We start from the raw sequence: 17984 nt of genomic DNA on the forward strand, positions 1-17984 counted from the left end.
GCAGATCCGATCGACTTCTACAGGCACGGAAACGCATCATGAACAAGACAACTCGAACTACTACCGCTGGTTAGCGACAGTAGTCGAGGTGCGCCTTCGCCCCGGGGTGATCCGGGTAGATTGAGAAAAACGCGGCCTTGGCCGCGTTTTTTTTCGTCTGTCGTTCGCCAGCGGCCTGATAAGCTGCCGCATCGTCCGCGATGCGCGGCAAGAAACAAATGGTGGCTGGCTTCGCCGCTGCCGCAGACTTTGACTTTGATCCGCCCGCCAAGGCGCAGAATGCCGGCGAGCGGACCCCTCAAAAGGTGCAAGATGATCGCAATCACGCTGCCGGACGGTTCCCGTCGCGAGTTCCCCGGCCCCGTCACGGTGGCCGAAGTGGCCCAGAGCATCGGCTCGGGCCTGGCCAAGGCGGCACTCGCCGGCAAGGTCGATGGCCAGCTCGTCGATACGAGCTACCGGATCGACCGTGACGCCGCGCTCGCCATCGTCACGGACAAGGACGCCGATGGCGTCGACGTGATCCGCCACTCGACGGCTCACTTGCTGGCCTACGCCGTCAAGGAGCTGTATCCCGAGGCGCAGGTGACGATCGGCCCGGTCATCGACAACGGTTTCTACTACGACTTCGCCTACAAGCGCCCCTTCACGCCCGAAGACCTCGTCGCCATCGAGAAGAAGATGACGGAGCTGGCCCGCAAGGACGAGAAAGTCACGCGCGAAGTGTGGAACCGCGACGAGGCGGTGGCGCTGTTCGAGTCGATGGGCGAGAAGTACAAGGCCGAGATCATCGCGTCGATTCCGGCGGATCAGGAAATCGGCCTCTATCGCGAAGGCAATTTCGTCGATCTGTGCCGCGGCCCGCACGTGCCGTCCACGGGCAAGCTCAAGGTCTTCAAGCTGATGAAGGTGGCCGGTGCCTACTGGCGCGGCGATTCGAACAACGAGATGCTCCAGCGCGTCTACGGCACGGCCTGGGCGAAGAAGGAAGACCAGGACGCCTACCTGACGATGCTGGAAGAGGCCGAGAAGCGCGATCACCGCAAGCTCGGCAAGCTGCTCGACCTGTTCCACCTGCAGGAGGAAGCGCCGGGCATGGTGTTCTGGCACCCGAAGGGCTGGCAGGTCTGGCAGGCCGTGGAGCAGTACATGCGCGGCCGCCTGGGCGAGGCCAAGTACGAAGAAGTCCGCACGCCGCAGGTGATGGATCGTTCGCTCTGGGAAAAGTCCGGCCACTGGCAGAACTACAAGGAGAACATGTTCGTCACGGAATCGGAGAAGCGCGACTACGCGATCAAGCCGATGAACTGCCCCGGACATGTGCAGATCTTCAACCACGGGCTGCGTTCGTACCGTGACCTGCCGCTGCGCCTGGCTGAGTTCGGCGCCTGCCATCGCAACGAGCCGTCGGGTGCGCTGCACGGGCTGATGCGCGTGCGCGGCTTTGTGCAGGATGATGCGCACATCTTCTGCACGGAAGCGCAGATCGTGGAAGAGGCGAAGGCGTTCAACGAACTCGCGTTCTCGATCTATGACGATTTCGGCTTCAAGGACGTGGCGGTCAAGCTGTCGCTGCGCCCGCCCCAGCGCGCCGGTTCGGACGAGATCTGGGATCACGCCGAGGAAGGCCTGCGCCTGGCGCTGCGTGCCTGCGGCGTGGAGTGGGAAGAGTTGCCGGGTGAGGGCGCCTTCTACGGCCCGAAGGTCGAATACCACATCAAGGACGCCATCGGCCGCTCGTGGCAGTGCGGCACGCTGCAGCTGGATCTGGTGCTGCCGGAGCGGCTGGGTGCCGAATACGTCGCCGAGGACAACTCGCGCAAGCGTCCGGTCATGCTCCACCGCGCCATTCTCGGTTCGTTCGAGCGCTTCCTGGGCATCCTGCTCGAAAACCATGCGGGTGCCTTGCCCGCCTGGCTCGCGCCGGAGCAGGTAGTGGTCCTGAATATTGCCGATTCGCAGTCGGAATATGCCGAAAGCGTCGTGCAACTCTTGCAAAAACAAGGGTTTAGGGCCAAGGCCGATTTGCGTAACGAGAAAATTACGTATAAAATCCGCGAGCATTCTCTCCAGAAGATTCCCTACCTGCTGGTAGTGGGCGAAAAGGAGAAGGATGCCAGTCAAGTGGCCGTGCGTGCCCGTGGCAACGTGGATCTGGGTGTGATGCCCGTCTCCGCGTTTGTGGAACGTCTCCAACAGGACGTTGCCAACAAGGCCTGAGGGTGCTGAGCACGGCTTGTTTTTTTGTCTTCTTGAGGTAACGGAACATCGCTACAGACAAAGGTCACCGTATCAACCGTGAGATCAGCGCGCCGGAACTGCGCCTGGTAGGGGTTGATAACGAGCAGCTCGGCATCGTCAAGTTCATGGACGCATTGCGCCTGGCCGAGGACAAGGACTTGGATCTCGTGGAAATCGCGCCCAACGCGGCTCCACCCGTGGCCCGCATCATGGACTACGGCAAGTTCAAGTATGAGGAAGCCAAGCGCGCCCATGACGCCAAGCTCAAGCAGAAGATCATCCAGGTCAAGGAAGTGAAGTTCCGCCCTGGCACGGATGATGGCGACTACAACGTCAAGCTGCGCAACCTGAAGCGTTTCCTGGAAGATGGTGACAAGACCAAGATCACGCTGCGTTTCCGCGGCCGTGAGATGGCCCACCAGGAAATCGGTGCGCGCGTGCTGGAGCGTCTGAAGGCGGACCTGGAGGAGTTGGGTCAGGTCGAGCAGATGCCGAAGATGGAAGGCCGCCAGATGGTGATGGTGCTGGCCCCCAAGAAGAAGAAGTAATTCTCGCGCGGGGCGACGGCCGGGGTGCCAGGTGCATCCCGGCGTCGTGCTGCGCGGAAAACAGTATGCGGTCCCCGTGGCTGCGTACAAAAACAAGTGGATGCGGGTCTTGCAAGCGTCGGCGTGAGCCGTCCACCTGCATGCATGTCATAGAGCTGGAGTTTTTCATGCCTAAGATGAAGACCAAGAAAAGCGCCTCCAAGCGCTTTACGGCGCGCCCGAACGGTTCGTTCAAGCGCGGCCAGGCCTTCAAGCGTCACATCCTGACCAAGAAGACCACCAAGAACAAGCGTCAACTGCGCGGCACCCAGGACGTCCATGAGACGAACCTGAAGTCGGTTCGCGCGATGATGCCCTACGCATAACCCAACGACAACGAAAGGAGTAATACATGCCTCGAGTCAAACGTGGGGTCACTGCACGGGCCCGTCACAAGAAAGTCATCGACGCTGCCAAGGGTTACCGCGGCCGTCGCAATAACGTCTATCGTATCGCCAAGCAGGCGGTCATGCGTGCTGGCCAGTACGCATACCGCGATCGTCGCAACAAGAAGCGCGTGTTCCGCGCGCTCTGGATTGCACGTATCAACGCGGCAACGCGTGAGCATGGCCTGACCTACAGCGTGTTCATGAACGGCCTGAAGAAGGCTTCGATTGAACTGGACCGCAAGGTGCTGTCGGACATGGCTATCCACGACAAGCCTGCCTTTGCCGCCATCGTCAACCAGGTGAAAGCCTCCGTTGCCTGATGCCGGCTGCGGAAGCGCCCCAGGGCGCTTCCCGGCAAGCGCCGACCGCCAGGTCTGCTGAAACGGGGCTCCTCACCGAGCCCCGTTTTCATTTCGAATGCCGTGTCATGCGCACTGAAACGGCACCCGAAATGAGATACCGCACACAGTGCTAACCCTTTCCACGATTGCCGTCATGTCCCTGGATCTGGATCAAATCGTCGCCGATGCACAGGCCGCCTTCGCCGCCGCCAACGACAACGCCACGCTGGAAAATGAAAAGGCCCGCTTCCTGGGCAAGACCGGGGCGCTGACCGAGCTGCTCAAGGGCCTGGGCAAGCTCGACCCCGAGGCGCGCAAGACCGAAGGCGCGCGTATCAACCAGATCAAGCAGCAGGTGGAAGGTGCGCTGCAAGCGCGCCGCCAGGCGCTGGCTGATGCGCTGATGAACGCGCGTCTGGCCGCCGAGGCCATCGACGTGACGCTGCCCGGCCGCGCCACGTCGCGCGGCAGCCTGCATCCGGTCATGCGCACGTGGGAGCGCGTGGAGCAGATCTTCGGCTCCATCGGCTTCGACGTGGCGGATGGTCCCGAGATCGAGACCGACTGGATGAACTTCACCGCGCTGAACAACCCGGACAACCATCCGGCCCGTTCGATGCAGGACACGTTCTATGTGGACGGCCGCGACAGCGACGACAAGCTGCTGCTCCTGCGCACGCACACCAGCCCGATGCAGGTGCGCTACGCCCGCATGCACGTGCAGAAGTACGCCGGCAAGGACATGCCGCCGATCAAGGTGATCTGCCCGGGCCGCACCTACCGCGTGGACAGCGACGCTACGCACTCGCCGATGTTCAACCAGGTGGAAGGACTGTGGATTGGCGAGCATGTGAGCTTTGCCGACCTGAAGGGCGTCTACACCGATTTCCTGCGCAAGTTCTTCGAGCGCGATGACATCCAGGTGCGCTTCCGCCCGTCGTACTTCCCGTTCACCGAGCCGTCGGCGGAAATCGACATGGCCTTCGGCAGCGGCCGCTGGCTGGAGATCTCGGGCTCGGGCCAGGTACATCCGAACGTGCTGCGCAACATGGGCCTCGACCCCGAGCGCTATATCGGCTTCGCGTTCGGCTCCGGCCTCGAGCGCCTGACGATGCTGCGCTATGGCATCAACGACCTGCGGCTGTTCTTCGAAGGCGACGTGCGCTTCCTGCGCCAGTTCGCCTGACCTGTCCCAGGCCGCATCGCCCATCGTCACAGAACATCACAGAATACCTACCGGATCAGAAGCGCCATGCAATTCTCGGAATCCTGGCTTCGTACTTTCGCCAATCCTGAAAAGATCTCGACCGACGCGCTGTCGCACAGCCTGACCATGGCCGGGCTCGAGGTGGAAGAGGTTGGCCCCGTCGCGCCGCCGTTCAGCAAGATCGTCGTGGCCCGTGTGCTGGCCACCGAGCGCCATCCCAACGCCGACCGTCTCAATGTCTGCCAGGTCGATGCCGGCACCGGCGAGACGCTCCAGATCGTCTGCGGCGCGCCCAACGTCAAGCCCGGCATCCTGGTGCCGTGCGCGATGGTCGGCGCCGTGCTGCCGCCGGCGGAAGCGGGCGGCGCGCCGTTCGAGATCAAGATCGGCAAGCTGCGTGGCGTGGAAAGCTACGGCATGTTGTGCTCGGCGCGCGAGCTGAAGCTGTCCGAGGATCACGGCGGCCTGATGGTCCTGCCGGACGACGCCCCGGTCGGCCAGGATATTCGTCAGTATCTGGATCTGGACGATCAGATTTTCACGATCAAGCTGACGCCGAACAAGGCGGACTGCCTGTCGATCCACGGCGTGGCGCGTGAAGTTTCCGCGCTGACCGGCGCCGCGCTGATGCTGCCGGACATGAAGCCGGTGGCCGTCACGCTCGCTGACAAGCTGCCGGTGAAGATCTCGGCGTCGGACCTCTGCGGCCGCTTCTCGGGCCGTGTGATCCGCGGTGTGAACGCGCGTGCCGCCACCCCCGCGTGGATGGTGCAGCGCCTGGAGCGCTCGGGCCAGCGCAGCATCTCGGCGCTGGTGGACATCTCCAACTATGTGATGCTGGAGCTGGGCCGTCCGAGCCACGTGTTCGATCTCGACAAGATCCACGGCGGGCTGGACGTACGCTGGGGCCGCAAGGGCGAGCAGCTCAAGCTGCTGAACGGCAACACGGTCGACGTGGACGAGCAGGTGGGCGTGATCGCCGACGACAAGGAGATCGAGAGCCTGGCCGGCATCATGGGCGGTGACAGCACCGCCGTGTCGCTGGACACAACCAACATCTACCTGGAAGCCGCATTCTGGTGGCCGAACGCCATCCAGGGCCGCGCGCGCCGCTACAACTTCTCGACCGATGCCGCACACCGCTTCGAACGCGGCGTGGACTACGCCACGACGGTAGAGCACATCGAGCGCATTACCGCGCTGATCCTCGACATCTGCGGCGGCCAGGCCGGCCCGGTGGACGATCAGGTCGTGAACCTGCCCGAGCGCAAGCCGGTGAGCCTGCGCGTGGCGCGTGCCGAGCGCGTGCTGGGCATCGAACTGTCTTCGGCCGCCATCGCCGACGTGTTCCAGCGCCTGAACCTGCCGTTCACGCGCTCGGAAGGCGCCGAGGGCGAGGTGTTCGCCGTCACGCCGCCGAGCTACCGCTTCGACATCGAGATCGAGGAAGACCTGATCGAGGAAGTGGCGCGCATCTATGGCTTCGAGCGGATTCCCACGCTGCCGCCGATCGCCGAGAGCGAGATGCGTCCGACCAACGAGGCACGCCGCTCTACCCATGTGGTGCGTCACGCGCTGGCCGCCCGCGACTACCAGGAGGTGATCAACTTCGCCTTCGTGGAAGAGAAGTGGGAGCGTGACTTCGCCAGCAACGACAACCCGATCCGCCTGCTGAACCCGATCGCGAGCCAGCTGGCCGTGATGCGTTCGACGCTGCTTGGCGGGCTGGTGGACAAGGTCCGTTACAACCTCAACCGCAAGGCCGCGCGCGTGCGCCTGTTCGAAGTGGGCCGCGTGTTCCATCGCGACGGCAACGTGACGGATGGCGGCCTGACCGTGGCTGGCTATCACCAGCCGATGGTGGCCGCCGGCATCGCCTACGGCCCGGCATTCGACGAGCAGTGGGGTATCGCCACGCGTCCGGTGGACTTCTTCGATGTGAAGGGCGACGTGGAGTCGCTGTTCCATCCGCGTACGGCGCGTTTCGAGCCGGTGGCGCATCCCGCGCTGCATCCGGGCCGCGCCGCGCGCGTGATCGTGGACGGCAAGCCGGTTGGCGTGGTGGGCGAGCTGCACCCACGCTGGCTCCAGGAATACGAGCTGACGCAAGCGCCCGTGGCCTTCGAGCTGGACCTTGATGCCCTGCGCGACGTCGGTCTGCCGGCGTACACAGAGATCTCGAAGTTCCCGGCCGCCGTGCGCGACCTGGCCGTGGTGGTCAAGCAGTCGGTGCGCGTGCAGGACCTGCTCGATGCGATGCGCGCGGCGCTGGACCAAGGCGGTTTTGGCCACTACGTGCAGAGCCTGGTGCTGTTCGACGAGTTCCGTCCGAAGGCGGCTTCGGCCGCCATCGGGGCTGACGAGAAAAGCCTTGCGTTCCGTGTGACGTTGCAAGATACTGGGGCGACCCTCCAGGACGAGACGGTCGACAGCGCGGTGCGCTGTATGATCGATGCGCTGGCAGCGGGCTTCTCGGCCCGTCTGCGCGGATAGGTCGCTGAAACCTGGGGCGTCCGGGCACAGCTCCCGGGCGGATCGCCAGACAGACCTCAGAAGAGCGATCAAGAATGAACGATCGAGACGCGAATTCCATGAATGCTGCAGACCTGGGCGAGGTCAGCGACCGGCACGCCGCCTCACTGGACGACGCATCGCCGGAAGCCCGCGCGACCGAAGTGCCCACCCTCACGAAGGCCGAACTTGCAGAGATGCTGTTCGACCAGGTTGGCCTGAACAAACGTGAATCCAAGGACATGGTCGAAGCCTTCTTCGACGTGATTCGTGAAGCCTTGGAACATGGTGACAGCGTCAAGCTGTCCGGCTTCGGCAACTTCCAGTTGCGCGACAAGCCGCAGCGTCCAGGCCGCAACCCCAAGACGGGCGAAATCATCCCCATCACCGCGCGCCGCGTGGTGACGTTCCACGCCAGCCAGAAACTCAAGGGCCTGGTCGAGGAGCGCGCCGATCTGGCTGTGCCGGGCTGACGGTCCGCTGCTGGGAGTTTTCCGCTGGCGTTTCGCGCTGGCGCCTCCCGGCGCGTCGCGGCTGTCCGACACGCCACGCCACGCCTCCTGCCTCGAACGGTGGATTGCCCACGGCACTTGCAGTCTGTATCCTGCAATGCTCGCGCGCATGTCGCGCCAACCGAGTCGCGCCTTTCGGCCTGACGCCTGACTTCCCATCGCATGTCGGAAAAATCCAGCGAGCGCGTTGCGCTGCCGCCGATTCCCGCAAAACGCTACTTCACGATTGGCGAAGTGAGCGAGCTTTGCGCCGTCAAGCCGCACGTGCTGCGGTACTGGGAACAGGAGTTCACCCAGCTCAAGCCGGTGAAGCGGCGCGGCAATCGACGTTACTATCAGCATCACGAAGTGCTGCTGATCCGGCGTATCCGCGAGTTGCTGTACGAGCAGGGATTCACCATCAACGGGGCGCGCAACCGCCTCGACGATGGTCGCCATCATGGCCTCGGCGCGCCGCTGGAGGAGGGCGAGACCGAGTCGGTGGTGCCGGTCGCCACGGCGCCTGTGCTGTCGGTCGACCTCAATACTTTGCGCGGCGAGCTGGTGGCAGTGCAAAACCTGCTGGCGCAATTGAAAGAGATCGCGCGGCATGGATAATTTTGCAATGCGCCGTGCCAATGACTAGCCACCGATCGATTGTTGCTGATATAATCTTTTGCTTCGGGGCGTAGCGCAGCCTGGTAGCGTACCTGCATGGGGTGCAGGTGGTCGGAGGTTCAAATCCTCTCGCCCCGACCAGACAAGGAACCCGCTTGGTGTCAAAACCAAGCGGGTTTTTCTTTGGCATTGCGCACGGGTTTCGCGCCCGGCGCTTGATGCGTCGCAAAACTTCTTTACATTTCCTGCGTTCCCTCACGCGGCATCGTGGCCTAGCCTAGGACGATGATTTGAAACGCAGGGTGAGTCATGAGTTGGCGTGATGTTTTCCTGATCGGCACCGGCTGGGTCGGTGCCTGTATGGCGGTTGGCTGGCTGCTGACCACGGTGGTGAAACTCCTCGAATGAACGGCGCGTTCCGTACGTAATCCCCCGACGAAGAAACGCCGCCCGATTTTCTCGGCGCGGCGTTTTTCATTATGGGTTGCGGCGGCGCCGTTTGAATGCACCGTGCAGGTCGCTTTGGTATAACCTGAAATCAGGGAACCTCCGATTCTCCTGCGCGTCTCGCCATAGGAGAGCATCGCTGCGGGAGGGCGCGATGGGGCAACGTGAACTCAGGGCCTGCTGGTTTGGCGCGGGCGTGTTGGTCGGCGCGATGGCCGCGAGCCTGTGCGCGATGCGCGCCATGTCTCGCGCACGGACCGATGTGTCCGCGAATTTGTCTCCGGATGTCTCGGCGGATGTCTCGCCGGCTGCCTCGCCCGTCGAGGATGCCGCCCGGGCACCGTCCGCGGCGCCGGAGAGCGGCGCGGACATGTTCGAATACCGCGGCTTCGTGGTGCACCTGTTCTGGCAGGCGCTCGCTCCGGCACGGTACAAGGCCTGGTGCGATATCTGGGAGGCCGGCGCGATAGTGCAGGAGGCGGGCGGTCCGCCGGCCACGTATCCGACCGCTGCCGAGGCACGCATGGCGGCTGGCGCCTGGGCACGGCACTGGGTCCAGAACAACGGCTGATGTCGCAGATTCGGTAAAACGAAGCACGCTTCGTGGCCTGATCGATCCCAATCTATTCTCAACATAACGCCGCTGTGACGCCCGCTATCCCGCCAAGGTAGGGGCCAAATGGCGGCCCTGCATGGTGTGACGCGACAGACACACGTGTTACGATTTGCAGCGTCTTTTGGAGTCCGTGATGTTTGTATGTCAGAACCAACCCTGTGGTGCGCGCTGGAAGCCCGCCGAGGTGGTGATCAAGAACGAGGGGCAGGGCCCCATCTTCCGCTGCCCGCTCTGCGGCGCGCGCAACCGCCTGATGGCCTCGCATCGTGCGGACGGCAGCATCGACTACAAGCAACTCCGGCGCGAAGCCTCGGGCGCGGATGCCGCGCCGCCGAAAGCTCGACGGAGCTGATCGACGTAAAGGGGGTCGACGCGCATGGCGAAAAGCAAGACGCCTCAAGCCGGCGACTGTGGGACCGTTAAGACGGAGATGGACATCAGCGACTTATCCCACGACGCCGCCTCCAATGCCGAGCTCATTGGATGGTCAGGTGCATCCCCACAAGTGATTGCCCGCGTGCTCAATGCCGCGCTGGCCGCGCAGGACCTGTCCGGCTTCGCCGCATTGCTGTCCGACATTGCGCGCGACCGCGGCCTGAAGGGGGCGCGCGGCACGCACCAGTCGATCTACGACATGCCGTACGCGAGCTTGCTGCCGCGTCAGAAGCACCTGCTGGCCGATGCGTTCGACCTCTTCCTCCGCCTGGGTCTGGAGTTCCGCGCGCGCGGCGACGGCAGCGACGACCTTGACGGCGCCGAAGACGACGACCTGCCCGCGCTGCGCGACATGGACGACGATGACGATGTCATCGACATCGACGAGCGCTGACGGCTAGCCACTAGCCGTCGCTAGCCGTCAATCAGCGCCCGCCGCCTGGGGCCGGTCAGGCGCGCTCCAGCAAGCCGATTTCCTTCACTGCAACGGACAGCATCGACAACGCCGAGGCCCCCGTGGCGCCCGACGCGCGCTGGTCGGCCAGCATCTGTGCGAAGCGGTCCAGCGCCACCTGTCGGCTCTTGCGCCAGTCCTCGATCAGCGCCGGGGCGTCCTCCACCTCGCGCGACTGGCCCAGCACGCTGGTCGTCAGCGCGCGCTTGAGCCGCCCCAGGTCTTCCAGCGTGGTCGTGCGGGCGAGCAGGTCCCAGTGTGTGTCCGCCGGCAGTGAGAACGCGCGCTCGCGCAGCCATCCGAAATTGAGTTCCGAATCGAGGGCGAAGTAGACCGCTGCCACGGTGTCCAGGCTGCGCTGGCAGGCGGCTGCAACCTCGGCCACGTCGAGCGCGGCCGCAGCCGCATCGCTGGCGGCCACGCGCAGGGCGAGGTCGTCGTCCACACCGGCTTCGATCAGCGTCATCGCCCGCTCGGCCATGGCCTCTGCGCCCTCGGGCGGCAGCAGCTTGGGCAGTTGCGGCGTGAGCCAGCGCGCGGCTTCGACGAAGCGCGTCGCGCCGGGCTCTACCGTGCCGCCGCCGCGCAGGTAGCGCACGAACCAGAGCGTGGCGCGCTCGAGCAGCCGCGCCAGCGCGCCGAACATCTGCGCCTGGATGGCGTCGTCCACGCGGTTGTCGAAGGCGTCGATGCGCGCCCAGATCCCGGACAGCCCGAACACGTCACGCGCCAGCAGGCAGGCGCGCACGATATCGGCCGGACGCCCGTCGGTCTCCTCCATCAGATGATGGACGAAGGTCGGCCCGACGCGGTTCACGAGGATGTTGGTCAGGTGCGTGGCGAGGATTTCGCGCCGCAGCGGATGCCGCTGCATCGGCTCGGCATGGCGCACGCGCAGCGGCTCGGGGAAGTAGTCGGCCAACAGCGTCGAGACGAGCGCGTCCTCGGGCAGGTCCGAGACCAGCAACTCATCGTACAACCACATCTTGCTATAGGCCAGCAGCACCGCACGCTCGGGCGACGTCAGCCCCGCGCCGAGCGCCTTGCGTTCGGCGATCTCGTCCTCGGGCGGCAGGAATTCGAGCGGACGGTTGAGCCGGCCCGCGCGCTCGAGCCAGCGGATCAGCCGCGCCTCGGCGTCGAGCAGTTCCGTGGCCTGACGGCCCGCCACGGAGAGCGCCTGGGTCTGGTAGTAGTTGTCCTGGAGCACCAGCAGGCCCACCTCGTCGGTCATCTCGGCCAGCAGCGTATTGCGCTGCTTGATGGTCATCTCGCCGTCGGCCATCACGATGCCTAGCAGAATCTTGATATTGACCTCGTGATCGGAGCAATCGACGCCGGCCGAATTGTCGATGGCATCGGTATTGATCCGGCCCCCCTTGCGCGCGAACTCGATGCGGCCAAGCTGGGTGAAGCCGAGATTGCCGCCTTCGCCCACCACCTTGCAGCGCAGTTCGGCGCCGTTCACGCGCACCGCATCGTTGGTGCGGTCGCCGGCTTGCTGATGGGTCTCGGACGCAGCCTTGACGTAGGTGCCGATGCCGCCGTTGTAGAGCAGGTCGACGGGCGCCATCAGCAGCGCGTGGATCAGGTCCGCCGGCGACAGCGTGCTGGTCGTGATCCCCAGCGCCGCCTGCACCTGGGGCGTGAGCGCGATGGTCTTGGCCGTGCGCGGATAGATGCCGCCGCCGGCCGAGATCAGCGCGGTGTCATAGTCGGCCCAGCTCGAACGGGGCAGGGCGAATAGCCGCGCGCGCTCGGCCAGGCTCCTGGCGCAGTCGGGGTCCGGGTCGAGGAAGATGTGCCGATGGTCGAACGCGGCCAGCAGCTTGATGTGCGGAGAAAGCAGCATGCCGTTGCCGAACACGTCGCCGGACATGTCACCGATGCCCACTACCGTGAACGGCGTGGTCTGGATATCAACGCCCATCTCGCGGAAATGGCGCTTCACGCTCTCCCACGCGCCGCGCGCGGTGATCGCCATCTTCTTGTGGTCGTAGCCGACCGAGCCGCCCGACGCGAAGGCGTCGTCGAGCCAGAAGCGGTACTCGCCCGAGATGGCGTTGGCGTAGTCGGAGAACGTCGCGGTGCCCTTGTCGGCGGCCACCACGAGGTAGGGGTCCGATTCGTCGTGGCGCACCACTTCGGGCGGCGGCACGATGTCGCCGGAGACGAGGTTGTCGGTCAGGTCGAGCAGCCCGCGCAGGAAGGTCTGGTAGCAGGCCACGCCTTCGGCCAGATAGGCGTCGCGGTCGGTGGCGGGCGGCGGGCGCTTGACCACGAAGCCGCCTTTCGAGCCCACCGGCACGATCACCACGTTCTTCACCATCTGCGCCTTCATCAGGCCCAGCACCTCGGTGCGGAAGTCCTCGCGCCGGTCCGACCAGCGCAGCCCGCCCCGGGCCACCCGGCCGCCGCGCAGATGCACCCCCTCCACGCGCGGCGAGTAGACCCAGATCTCGAACATCGGCCGTGGCTCGGGCAGGCCCTGCACCAGCGCCGGATTGAACTTGAATGAGACGTAGGGGCGCGGCTGGCCCTCCGCGTCGCGGTGGAAGTAGTTGGTCCGCACCGTGGCCGCGATCACGTTCAGGAACAGGCGCAGGATGCGGTCCTCGTCGAGGTTGGGCACCTTGTCTAGCGCGGCGTCGATCTCGGCCAGCAGGCGCTGGGTGCGCGTCTCGTCACCCGGCGTGGCCACGGCAGGGTCGAAGCGGGCCACGAACAGCGCCACCAGCAGCGCGGCGATATTCGGATTGCTGGTCAGCGCGCGCTCGATATAGGCATTGCTGAAGGTCGAGCCCACTTGCCGCAGGTACTTGGCAAACGCGCGCAGGATGGTCACGTCGCGCGCGGCCAGCCCGGCGCGTAGGACGAGCCGATTGAAATCGTCGTTTTCGATCTCGCCGTTCCAGGCCCGCGCGAAGGCGTCCTCGAACAGCGGCTTCACGCGCTCGATCTCCACGTCCAGAGGGCGGCCCTCGGGGTCAGCGGCAATCTCCAGGCCGAAGTCGTGGATCCACACCGGCGCGCCGGCATCGGGCTCGATCAGGTAGGGGCGCTCCTCGTCCACGCGCACGCCCAGGTGTTCGAGCATCGGCAGGCTCAGGGACAGCGCGATGGGCTCCCCGGCGCGGAAGACCTTGAAGCGGAACGCGCCCGGCGCGGCCTCGATGGGCCGGTACAGGTTCATGGCGAGGCCGCTCGGGTGCTGGCGCGCGTGCTCCATCAGCTCGATGTCGCGCACGGCGGTGCGGGCAGCGTAGTCCTCGCGGTAGCCGGCGGGGAAGGCGTCGCAGTAGCGGCGCAGCAGCACGATGCCTTGTTCCTCGCCCCGGCTGACGTGGAGCGCGGTGGCCAGGTCGTCCTGCCAGCGGCGCGTGGCCTGCACGATGCGCTCTTCCAGCTCGCGGGTGTCCACCTCGGGCATGGTGCCCGGCTCGCCACGCACGGTGAGCTGGATGCGCGCCAGCGGGGATTCGGACAGCAGCGGCGTGAACTCGCAGCTGGTGCCATGGAACGCCTCCACCAGCAGCTTCTGGATGCGCTGGCGCAGGTCGGTGTTGTACTTGTCGCGCGGCACGAAGACCAGGCACGAGATAAATCGGTCGAAGCGGTCGCGCCGCACGAACAGCCGGATGCGCTGGTGCTCCTGCAGCCGCAGGATGCCGATGGCGATCTCGAACAGCTCGTCCTCGTCGGCCTGGAACAGGTCATCGCGCGGATATTGCTCGAGGATGGTGACCAGCGACTTGTACAGGTGGCCCTTGGTCAGGAAACCGGCGCGCGCCAGGATGTTGGCGCACTTGCGCCGCGCCAGCGGAATCTCGCTGGTGCTGACCATATAGGCCGTTGACGTGTACAGCCCCACGAAGCGCCGTTCGCCGAACAGCTTGCCGTTGGCGTCGAGCAGCTTCACGCCCACATAGTCGAGATAGCCGGGCCGATGGACGGTCGCGCGCGAGTTGGCCTTGGTCAGGAAGATTGGCGAGGCCCCTTCGATGACGCTCGCGGCGGCGGCGGGCAGCGGGGTCAGGTCGTCCTCGCCCGGATCGCGCAGCGCTTCGCGCAGGATGCCCGCGCCCGAGCCCGGCACGCCGCGCAGGAAGTACTGGCCGTCGCGTGGCACCAGCTCGTAGTCGCGCTGGCCGAGGAAGGTGAAATGGTCGTCGAGCAGCCATTCGAGGAAGGCGCGGGCCTCCACCGATTCCGGGCTCGCGGCGTCCGGCGCGCGGCCCATGCTGGCGACGGTGTCCTCGGCCACCTGCTGCATGCGCGGCCAGTCTTCCACGGCGGCGCGCACATCGCCGAGGATGCGGGCGATGCCGGCGCGCAGCGTTTCCAGCCGGGCGCCTTCGCCGGTGCGGTCCACCTCGAAATGCATGAACGATTCGAGCCGGCAGGTGGTGTTGCCGGCCGGGCCGGCGTCGTTCCGCCCGCCCAGGCCCACCCGCAGGATCGTGCCCTTGGCATCGCGGCAGATGTTGAAGACCGGGTGGATGGTCGAATGGAGCGTCAGGCCGAGCCGGTTGATCTCCATCGTGATCGAATCGACGAGGAACGGCATGTCGTCGTTGACGATCTCGATGATCGTATGGTCGGAGTGCCAGCCGTGTTCCTCGAGCTTCGGGTTGTAGACCCGCACGCGCGCGGTGCCCGGCACGAACTTCTGGGCGGTCTGCCAATGGGCCATGATCGCGCCGTAGAGGTCCGCCACGTTGCGTGCGAGCAGGTCCTCGGCATCGGCCAGGTCGTAGTAGTGGCGCAGCAGGGGTTCCAGCACCTCGAACGTGGCGGCGGGGAGCCGCTCGCGCGCGAGCGCGACGAGGTCATCCAGCAACTGCGCGACTTTTTCTTCGTTTTCCGGAGGCATGGCATCTCCTCGGCGTGTGCCGGTGCATGCTCATACTGTAGGAAAGTTTTGACCTGCCCGGGTGACAAAACACGTCAGCGGGCAGGTTGAGACGGGCGAGGCGCCCGGGGATCAGATGAAGCGCAAGCGGGTCAGGCGGCCACGGCGCGCAGCGCGGCGCGGCCGACCTCGGGCGGTACGACCACGGAGCTTTCGGAGCGCTCCCATGCGGCATTGCGGCGATGGCGCTCGGCATGGTCCTGCAGCGTGCCGGTCATGCGATGCAGCAGGCCGGTCAGCGCCACGCGCTCCTCGGCATTGAACTGGCCCACCGAGACCGAGTGCAGGGCCTTCACGCCCTGGCCGGCACGGTCCAGCCGCGCGGCGGCGCTGGCCGCAATGCGCGGGGCGCCATTGGCCTCGAACGCCAGCCAGCCTTCCTCGCGCAACTCGTTGAGCAGCCGTTCGGTCTGGGCCACGTCCATGAACACGGCGGCCGACAACGGCAATCCGCGGCGGAAGGTGCCGGTGTGGATGGCGCGCAGCAACAGCCATTTCGGATAGGTCAGCCCCGAGACAGACAAGGTCTGTTCGAGGGCGGCTTGCCACGCGGTCACGGCGTCGACAAGCGCGAGCACGATCGGCTCATTGATTTCGAGTGCTTTCGGCTGCATTGGCTCAGGTCTCCCAATCTGGGTTTGCCGCCTGCTTGCATCGTCTGTGCATGGGCCGGTGCATTGGCCGGCCCGGGCGGCACCGCTGCCTGCCTCTGATAGTGGGCGGGTCATCCGGTAGGCGAGACACTATCAGTAATGTATGGACATGGGTGTGACAGATCGGGTAAGTCCTAATCAGCCTTTTGCACGAGGTGCCGTGCGCACCTCGTGGCGGGGGCGTGTGGCCCCAAAAACAAAACAGCCCGCGACATGCGCGGGCTGCTTTCGCAAAACGACGACCTGGGTCGCTTACTGCTTCTTGGCGCCGTCGGTGTAGACGTCAGGCTTGCCGGACTTCGCACCATCGGTGTACGGGTCAGCCTTGCCGACCTTGGCGCCGTCCGTGTACGGATCGGCCTTCTTCGGGGCGAGATCGGTCTGCGTGGACTTCTTCGCGCCGTCGGTGTACGGGTCGAACTTGCCGGACTTGGCCGTGTTGGCGTGCGGGCTGGCCTTCTTGGTATGGCTGCCGCTGTGGATGTCGCCACCGTCCGTGTAGTTCTTCTGTGCGTGCGCCAGTTGCATGGTGCCCAGGCCGGCCAGCGCAGCAATGATCAGGGTCGGTACGGTCTTCTTCAGCATCTTCAATCCTCGCAGGTAATGCGCCATATCCGGGAATTCGTCGGAGGTCGTCAGATTCCGTACAGATACAGCAGATGAGAAAAATGGCTTTGTTACTACTGTACCGGGGTGCGCGTGCAGCAGCCAGCAATTTTGTAGATCCTGCGCTCGGGCGATGCTGCCGCCACACCACGGTGGCGGCAGGGGAGGCAGGTATTACTCCAGCGTGATGTTCTGGTCCACCGCGATCTTCTTGCGGAGGTCCAGTTCGCGCTTGATCTGGGCGGCGTACTGCTGCGAGGTGTTGCCGTCCGGATAGGCGCCGCTGTCATGCAGGCGCTTCTTCACGGCGGGGTCCTGAAGTGCCTTGATCGCCGCATCGTGGATCTTGGCGACGATGGCCGGCGGCGTGCCGGCCGGTGCCACCAGCCCGTACCAGGCCATGTTGTTCATGTCCTTCATGCCTTCCTCTGCGAAGGTGGGCACGTCAGGCAGGCCTTCCACGCGCTTGGGCGCGGCGACAGCCAGCGCGCGCAGGCGGCTGGACTGGATGAAGGGCATCGACGACGGCAGGTTGTCGAACTGGGCGTTGACCTGGCCGGCCAGCGTGTCGTTCAGGGCGGGGCCCGATCCACGGTAAGGAATGTGGACCATATCGGCCTTGGTGATGTACTTGAACAGCTCGCCATCGAGGTGCGAAATGCTGCCCTTGCCGGCCGAGGCGTAGCTGTACTTGCCCGGGTTGGCCTTCAGCAGTGCGACGAATTCCTCGAGATTCTTCGCCGGCACCTTCGGGTTCACGGTCAGCACGTTCGGCACGTTCACCAGGTTGGTGATCGGCGCGAAGTCCTTGATCGGATCGTACGGATTCTTGGCGTTGGTGGCCGGGTTGGTCGCCATCGTGCTCACGGTGGCGATGCCGAGCGTGTAGCCGTCCGGCGCGGACTTGGCCAGCGCGTCGGCGCCGATTGCGCCGCCGCCACCGCCACGGTTCTCCACCACCACGGGCTGGCCCAGCTCGCGGCCCAGTGCGTCGGACACGGCGCGGCCGACGATGTCGGTGGTGCCGCCCGCCGCGAACGGTACGATCAGGCGGATCGGCTTGTTGGGATACGCCTGCGCGTGGGCGATGCCCGCTTGTGCCAGGCCCAGCATGGCCAGGGCGACGGCCGCGCCCGCTTTCAGAACTGCTTTCAAGAGATGCCTCCGGTATTGTCTAGTTCCGCAATACGGAACTTCGTTCCGTGATGTGCGTTGACAGGCATTCAACCCTGAAAGGGTTCTGCAGGGAAATCGGTGAGAACCCGGTGGCGGGCGGGAAAGTGCGGCGCAATGCCGCTGAGGCGAAGCAAAAACGTCGATGCAAAGCAAAAAGCCCGGAACCTTGTGGATTCCGGGCTTTTCTGAATTCGCTGGTGGGGCGTGAGTGACTCGAACACTCGACCTACGGATTAAGAGTCCGCTGCTCTACCAACTGAGCTAACGCCCCAACGAAGAAAAAGATTGTAGCAAGGTACC

At 65.0% G+C, this 17984-nt stretch carries 15 protein-coding genes and 2 tRNA genes; 12 read left to right on the forward strand and 5 right to left on the reverse strand.

All coding sequences use genetic code 11. The features are described 5' to 3' along the window. Positions 1 to 312 precede the first annotated feature (312 nt). The 12 genes from thrS to AC1DEL_RS10405 all read left to right on the forward strand — a co-directional run bounded on the left by thrS (position 313) and on the right by AC1DEL_RS10405 (position 10277). Positions 313 to 2220 carry a threonine--tRNA ligase gene (gene thrS, locus AC1DEL_RS10350; RefSeq protein ID WP_092292797.1) on the forward strand — a complete coding sequence of 636 codons (1908 nt, stop codon included), beginning with the start codon at positions 313 to 315 and terminating at the stop codon, positions 2218 to 2220. A gap of 47 nt (positions 2221 to 2267) precedes the next feature. Then, positions 2268 to 2789, forward strand: a complete 522-nt coding sequence (gene infC, locus AC1DEL_RS10355) for a translation initiation factor IF-3 (protein ID WP_092292799.1) — start codon at positions 2268 to 2270, stop codon at positions 2787 to 2789. A gap of 167 nt (positions 2790 to 2956) precedes the next feature. After that, positions 2957 to 3154, forward strand: a complete 198-nt coding sequence (gene rpmI / locus AC1DEL_RS10360) for a 50S ribosomal protein L35 (protein ID WP_006575466.1) — start codon at positions 2957 to 2959, stop codon at positions 3152 to 3154. A 26-nt stretch (positions 3155 to 3180) separates the two neighbouring features. Further along, positions 3181 to 3537: a 50S ribosomal protein L20 gene (gene rplT, locus AC1DEL_RS10365; protein ID WP_092292801.1), complete on the forward strand. Its 357-nt coding sequence runs from the start codon at positions 3181 to 3183 to the stop codon at positions 3535 to 3537. A gap of 181 nt (positions 3538 to 3718) precedes the next feature. Beyond that, on the forward strand, positions 3719 to 4744 hold the full coding sequence (pheS, locus tag AC1DEL_RS10370; RefSeq protein WP_177219888.1) for a phenylalanine--tRNA ligase subunit alpha: 1026 nt from the start codon (positions 3719 to 3721) through the stop codon (positions 4742 to 4744). A gap of 66 nt (positions 4745 to 4810) precedes the next feature. Continuing rightward, positions 4811 to 7258, forward strand: a complete 2448-nt coding sequence (gene pheT, locus AC1DEL_RS10375; protein WP_477125547.1) for a phenylalanine--tRNA ligase subunit beta — start codon at positions 4811 to 4813, stop codon at positions 7256 to 7258. A gap of 74 nt (positions 7259 to 7332) precedes the next feature. Beyond that, complete coding sequence (locus AC1DEL_RS10380) at positions 7333 to 7749, forward strand: integration host factor subunit alpha (protein ID WP_092292807.1); 417 nt, start codon at positions 7333 to 7335, stop codon at positions 7747 to 7749. Between the two features lie 201 nt (positions 7750 to 7950). Further along, on the forward strand, positions 7951 to 8385 hold the full coding sequence (locus AC1DEL_RS10385) for a MerR family transcriptional regulator (RefSeq protein WP_092292809.1): 435 nt from the start codon (positions 7951 to 7953) through the stop codon (positions 8383 to 8385). A 64-nt stretch (positions 8386 to 8449) separates the two neighbouring features. After that, a tRNA-Pro gene (locus tag AC1DEL_RS10390) sits at positions 8450 to 8526 on the forward strand. Positions 8527 to 8986: 460 nt separating this feature from the next. Beyond that, a complete protein-coding gene (locus tag AC1DEL_RS10395) occupies positions 8987 to 9403 on the forward strand; it encodes a hypothetical protein (RefSeq protein WP_092292811.1) in 417 nt (138 codons plus the stop codon). Positions 9404 to 9581: 178 nt separating this feature from the next. Next, positions 9582 to 9800, forward strand: coding sequence for a hypothetical protein (locus AC1DEL_RS10400; protein WP_092292813.1), 219 nt, complete (start codon positions 9582 to 9584; stop codon positions 9798 to 9800). 78 nt (positions 9801 to 9878) lie between these two features. Continuing rightward, on the forward strand, positions 9879 to 10277 hold the full coding sequence (locus AC1DEL_RS10405; RefSeq protein ID WP_092292815.1) for a hypothetical protein: 399 nt from the start codon (positions 9879 to 9881) through the stop codon (positions 10275 to 10277). A gap of 55 nt (positions 10278 to 10332) precedes the next feature. Here AC1DEL_RS10405 and AC1DEL_RS10410 read toward each other — a convergent pair whose 3' ends face one another. The 5 genes from AC1DEL_RS10410 to AC1DEL_RS10430 all read right to left on the reverse strand — a co-directional run bounded on the left by AC1DEL_RS10410 (position 10333) and on the right by AC1DEL_RS10430 (position 17955). Beyond that, a complete protein-coding gene (locus tag AC1DEL_RS10410) occupies positions 10333 to 15210 on the reverse strand; it encodes an NAD-glutamate dehydrogenase (RefSeq protein WP_441592157.1) in 4878 nt (1625 codons plus the stop codon). Between the two features lie 131 nt (positions 15211 to 15341). Beyond that, a complete protein-coding gene (locus AC1DEL_RS10415) occupies positions 15342 to 15863 on the reverse strand; it encodes a MarR family transcriptional regulator (RefSeq protein ID WP_092292819.1) in 522 nt (173 codons plus the stop codon). Positions 15864 to 16154: 291 nt separating this feature from the next. Continuing rightward, positions 16155 to 16487 (reverse strand): hypothetical protein, encoded by a 333-nt coding sequence (locus AC1DEL_RS10420; protein ID WP_441644440.1) that lies wholly within the window; start codon positions 16485 to 16487, stop codon positions 16155 to 16157. 195 nt (positions 16488 to 16682) lie between these two features. Then, on the reverse strand, positions 16683 to 17663 hold the full coding sequence (locus AC1DEL_RS10425) for a Bug family tripartite tricarboxylate transporter substrate binding protein (protein WP_477125545.1): 981 nt from the start codon (positions 17661 to 17663) through the stop codon (positions 16683 to 16685). A gap of 216 nt (positions 17664 to 17879) precedes the next feature. After that, positions 17880 to 17955, reverse strand: a tRNA-Lys gene (locus AC1DEL_RS10430). Positions 17956 to 17984: the final 29 nt, after the last annotated feature.

This window comes from Cupriavidus sp. 10L43_2, assembly GCF_056395265.1.

Excerpts from the sequence above, each read along its gene's own strand:
- thrS (WP_092292797.1), top strand. The coding sequence starts at position 313 with ATGATCGCAATCACGCTGCCGGACGGTTCCCGTCGCGAGTTCCCCGGC.
- rpmI (WP_006575466.1), top strand. The coding sequence starts at position 2,957 with ATGCCTAAGATGAAGACCAAGAAAAGCGCCTCCAAGCGCTTTACGGCG.
- rplT (WP_092292801.1), top strand. The coding sequence starts at position 3,181 with ATGCCTCGAGTCAAACGTGGGGTCACTGCACGGGCCCGTCACAAGAAA.
- pheT (WP_477125547.1), top strand. The coding sequence starts at position 4,811 with ATGCAATTCTCGGAATCCTGGCTTCGTACTTTCGCCAATCCTGAAAAG.
- AC1DEL_RS10380 (WP_092292807.1), top strand. The coding sequence starts at position 7,333 with ATGAACGATCGAGACGCGAATTCCATGAATGCTGCAGACCTGGGCGAG.
- AC1DEL_RS10385 (WP_092292809.1), top strand. The coding sequence starts at position 7,951 with ATGTCGGAAAAATCCAGCGAGCGCGTTGCGCTGCCGCCGATTCCCGCA.
- AC1DEL_RS10395 (WP_092292811.1), top strand. The coding sequence starts at position 8,987 with ATGGGGCAACGTGAACTCAGGGCCTGCTGGTTTGGCGCGGGCGTGTTG.
- AC1DEL_RS10400 (WP_092292813.1), top strand. The coding sequence starts at position 9,582 with ATGTTTGTATGTCAGAACCAACCCTGTGGTGCGCGCTGGAAGCCCGCC.
- AC1DEL_RS10405 (WP_092292815.1), top strand. The coding sequence starts at position 9,879 with ATGGACATCAGCGACTTATCCCACGACGCCGCCTCCAATGCCGAGCTC.
- AC1DEL_RS10410 (WP_441592157.1), bottom strand. The coding sequence starts at position 15,210 with ATGCCTCCGGAAAACGAAGAAAAAGTCGCGCAGTTGCTGGATGACCTC.
- AC1DEL_RS10415 (WP_092292819.1), bottom strand. The coding sequence starts at position 15,863 with ATGCAGCCGAAAGCACTCGAAATCAATGAGCCGATCGTGCTCGCGCTT.
- AC1DEL_RS10420 (WP_441644440.1), bottom strand. The coding sequence starts at position 16,487 with ATGCTGAAGAAGACCGTACCGACCCTGATCATTGCTGCGCTGGCCGGC.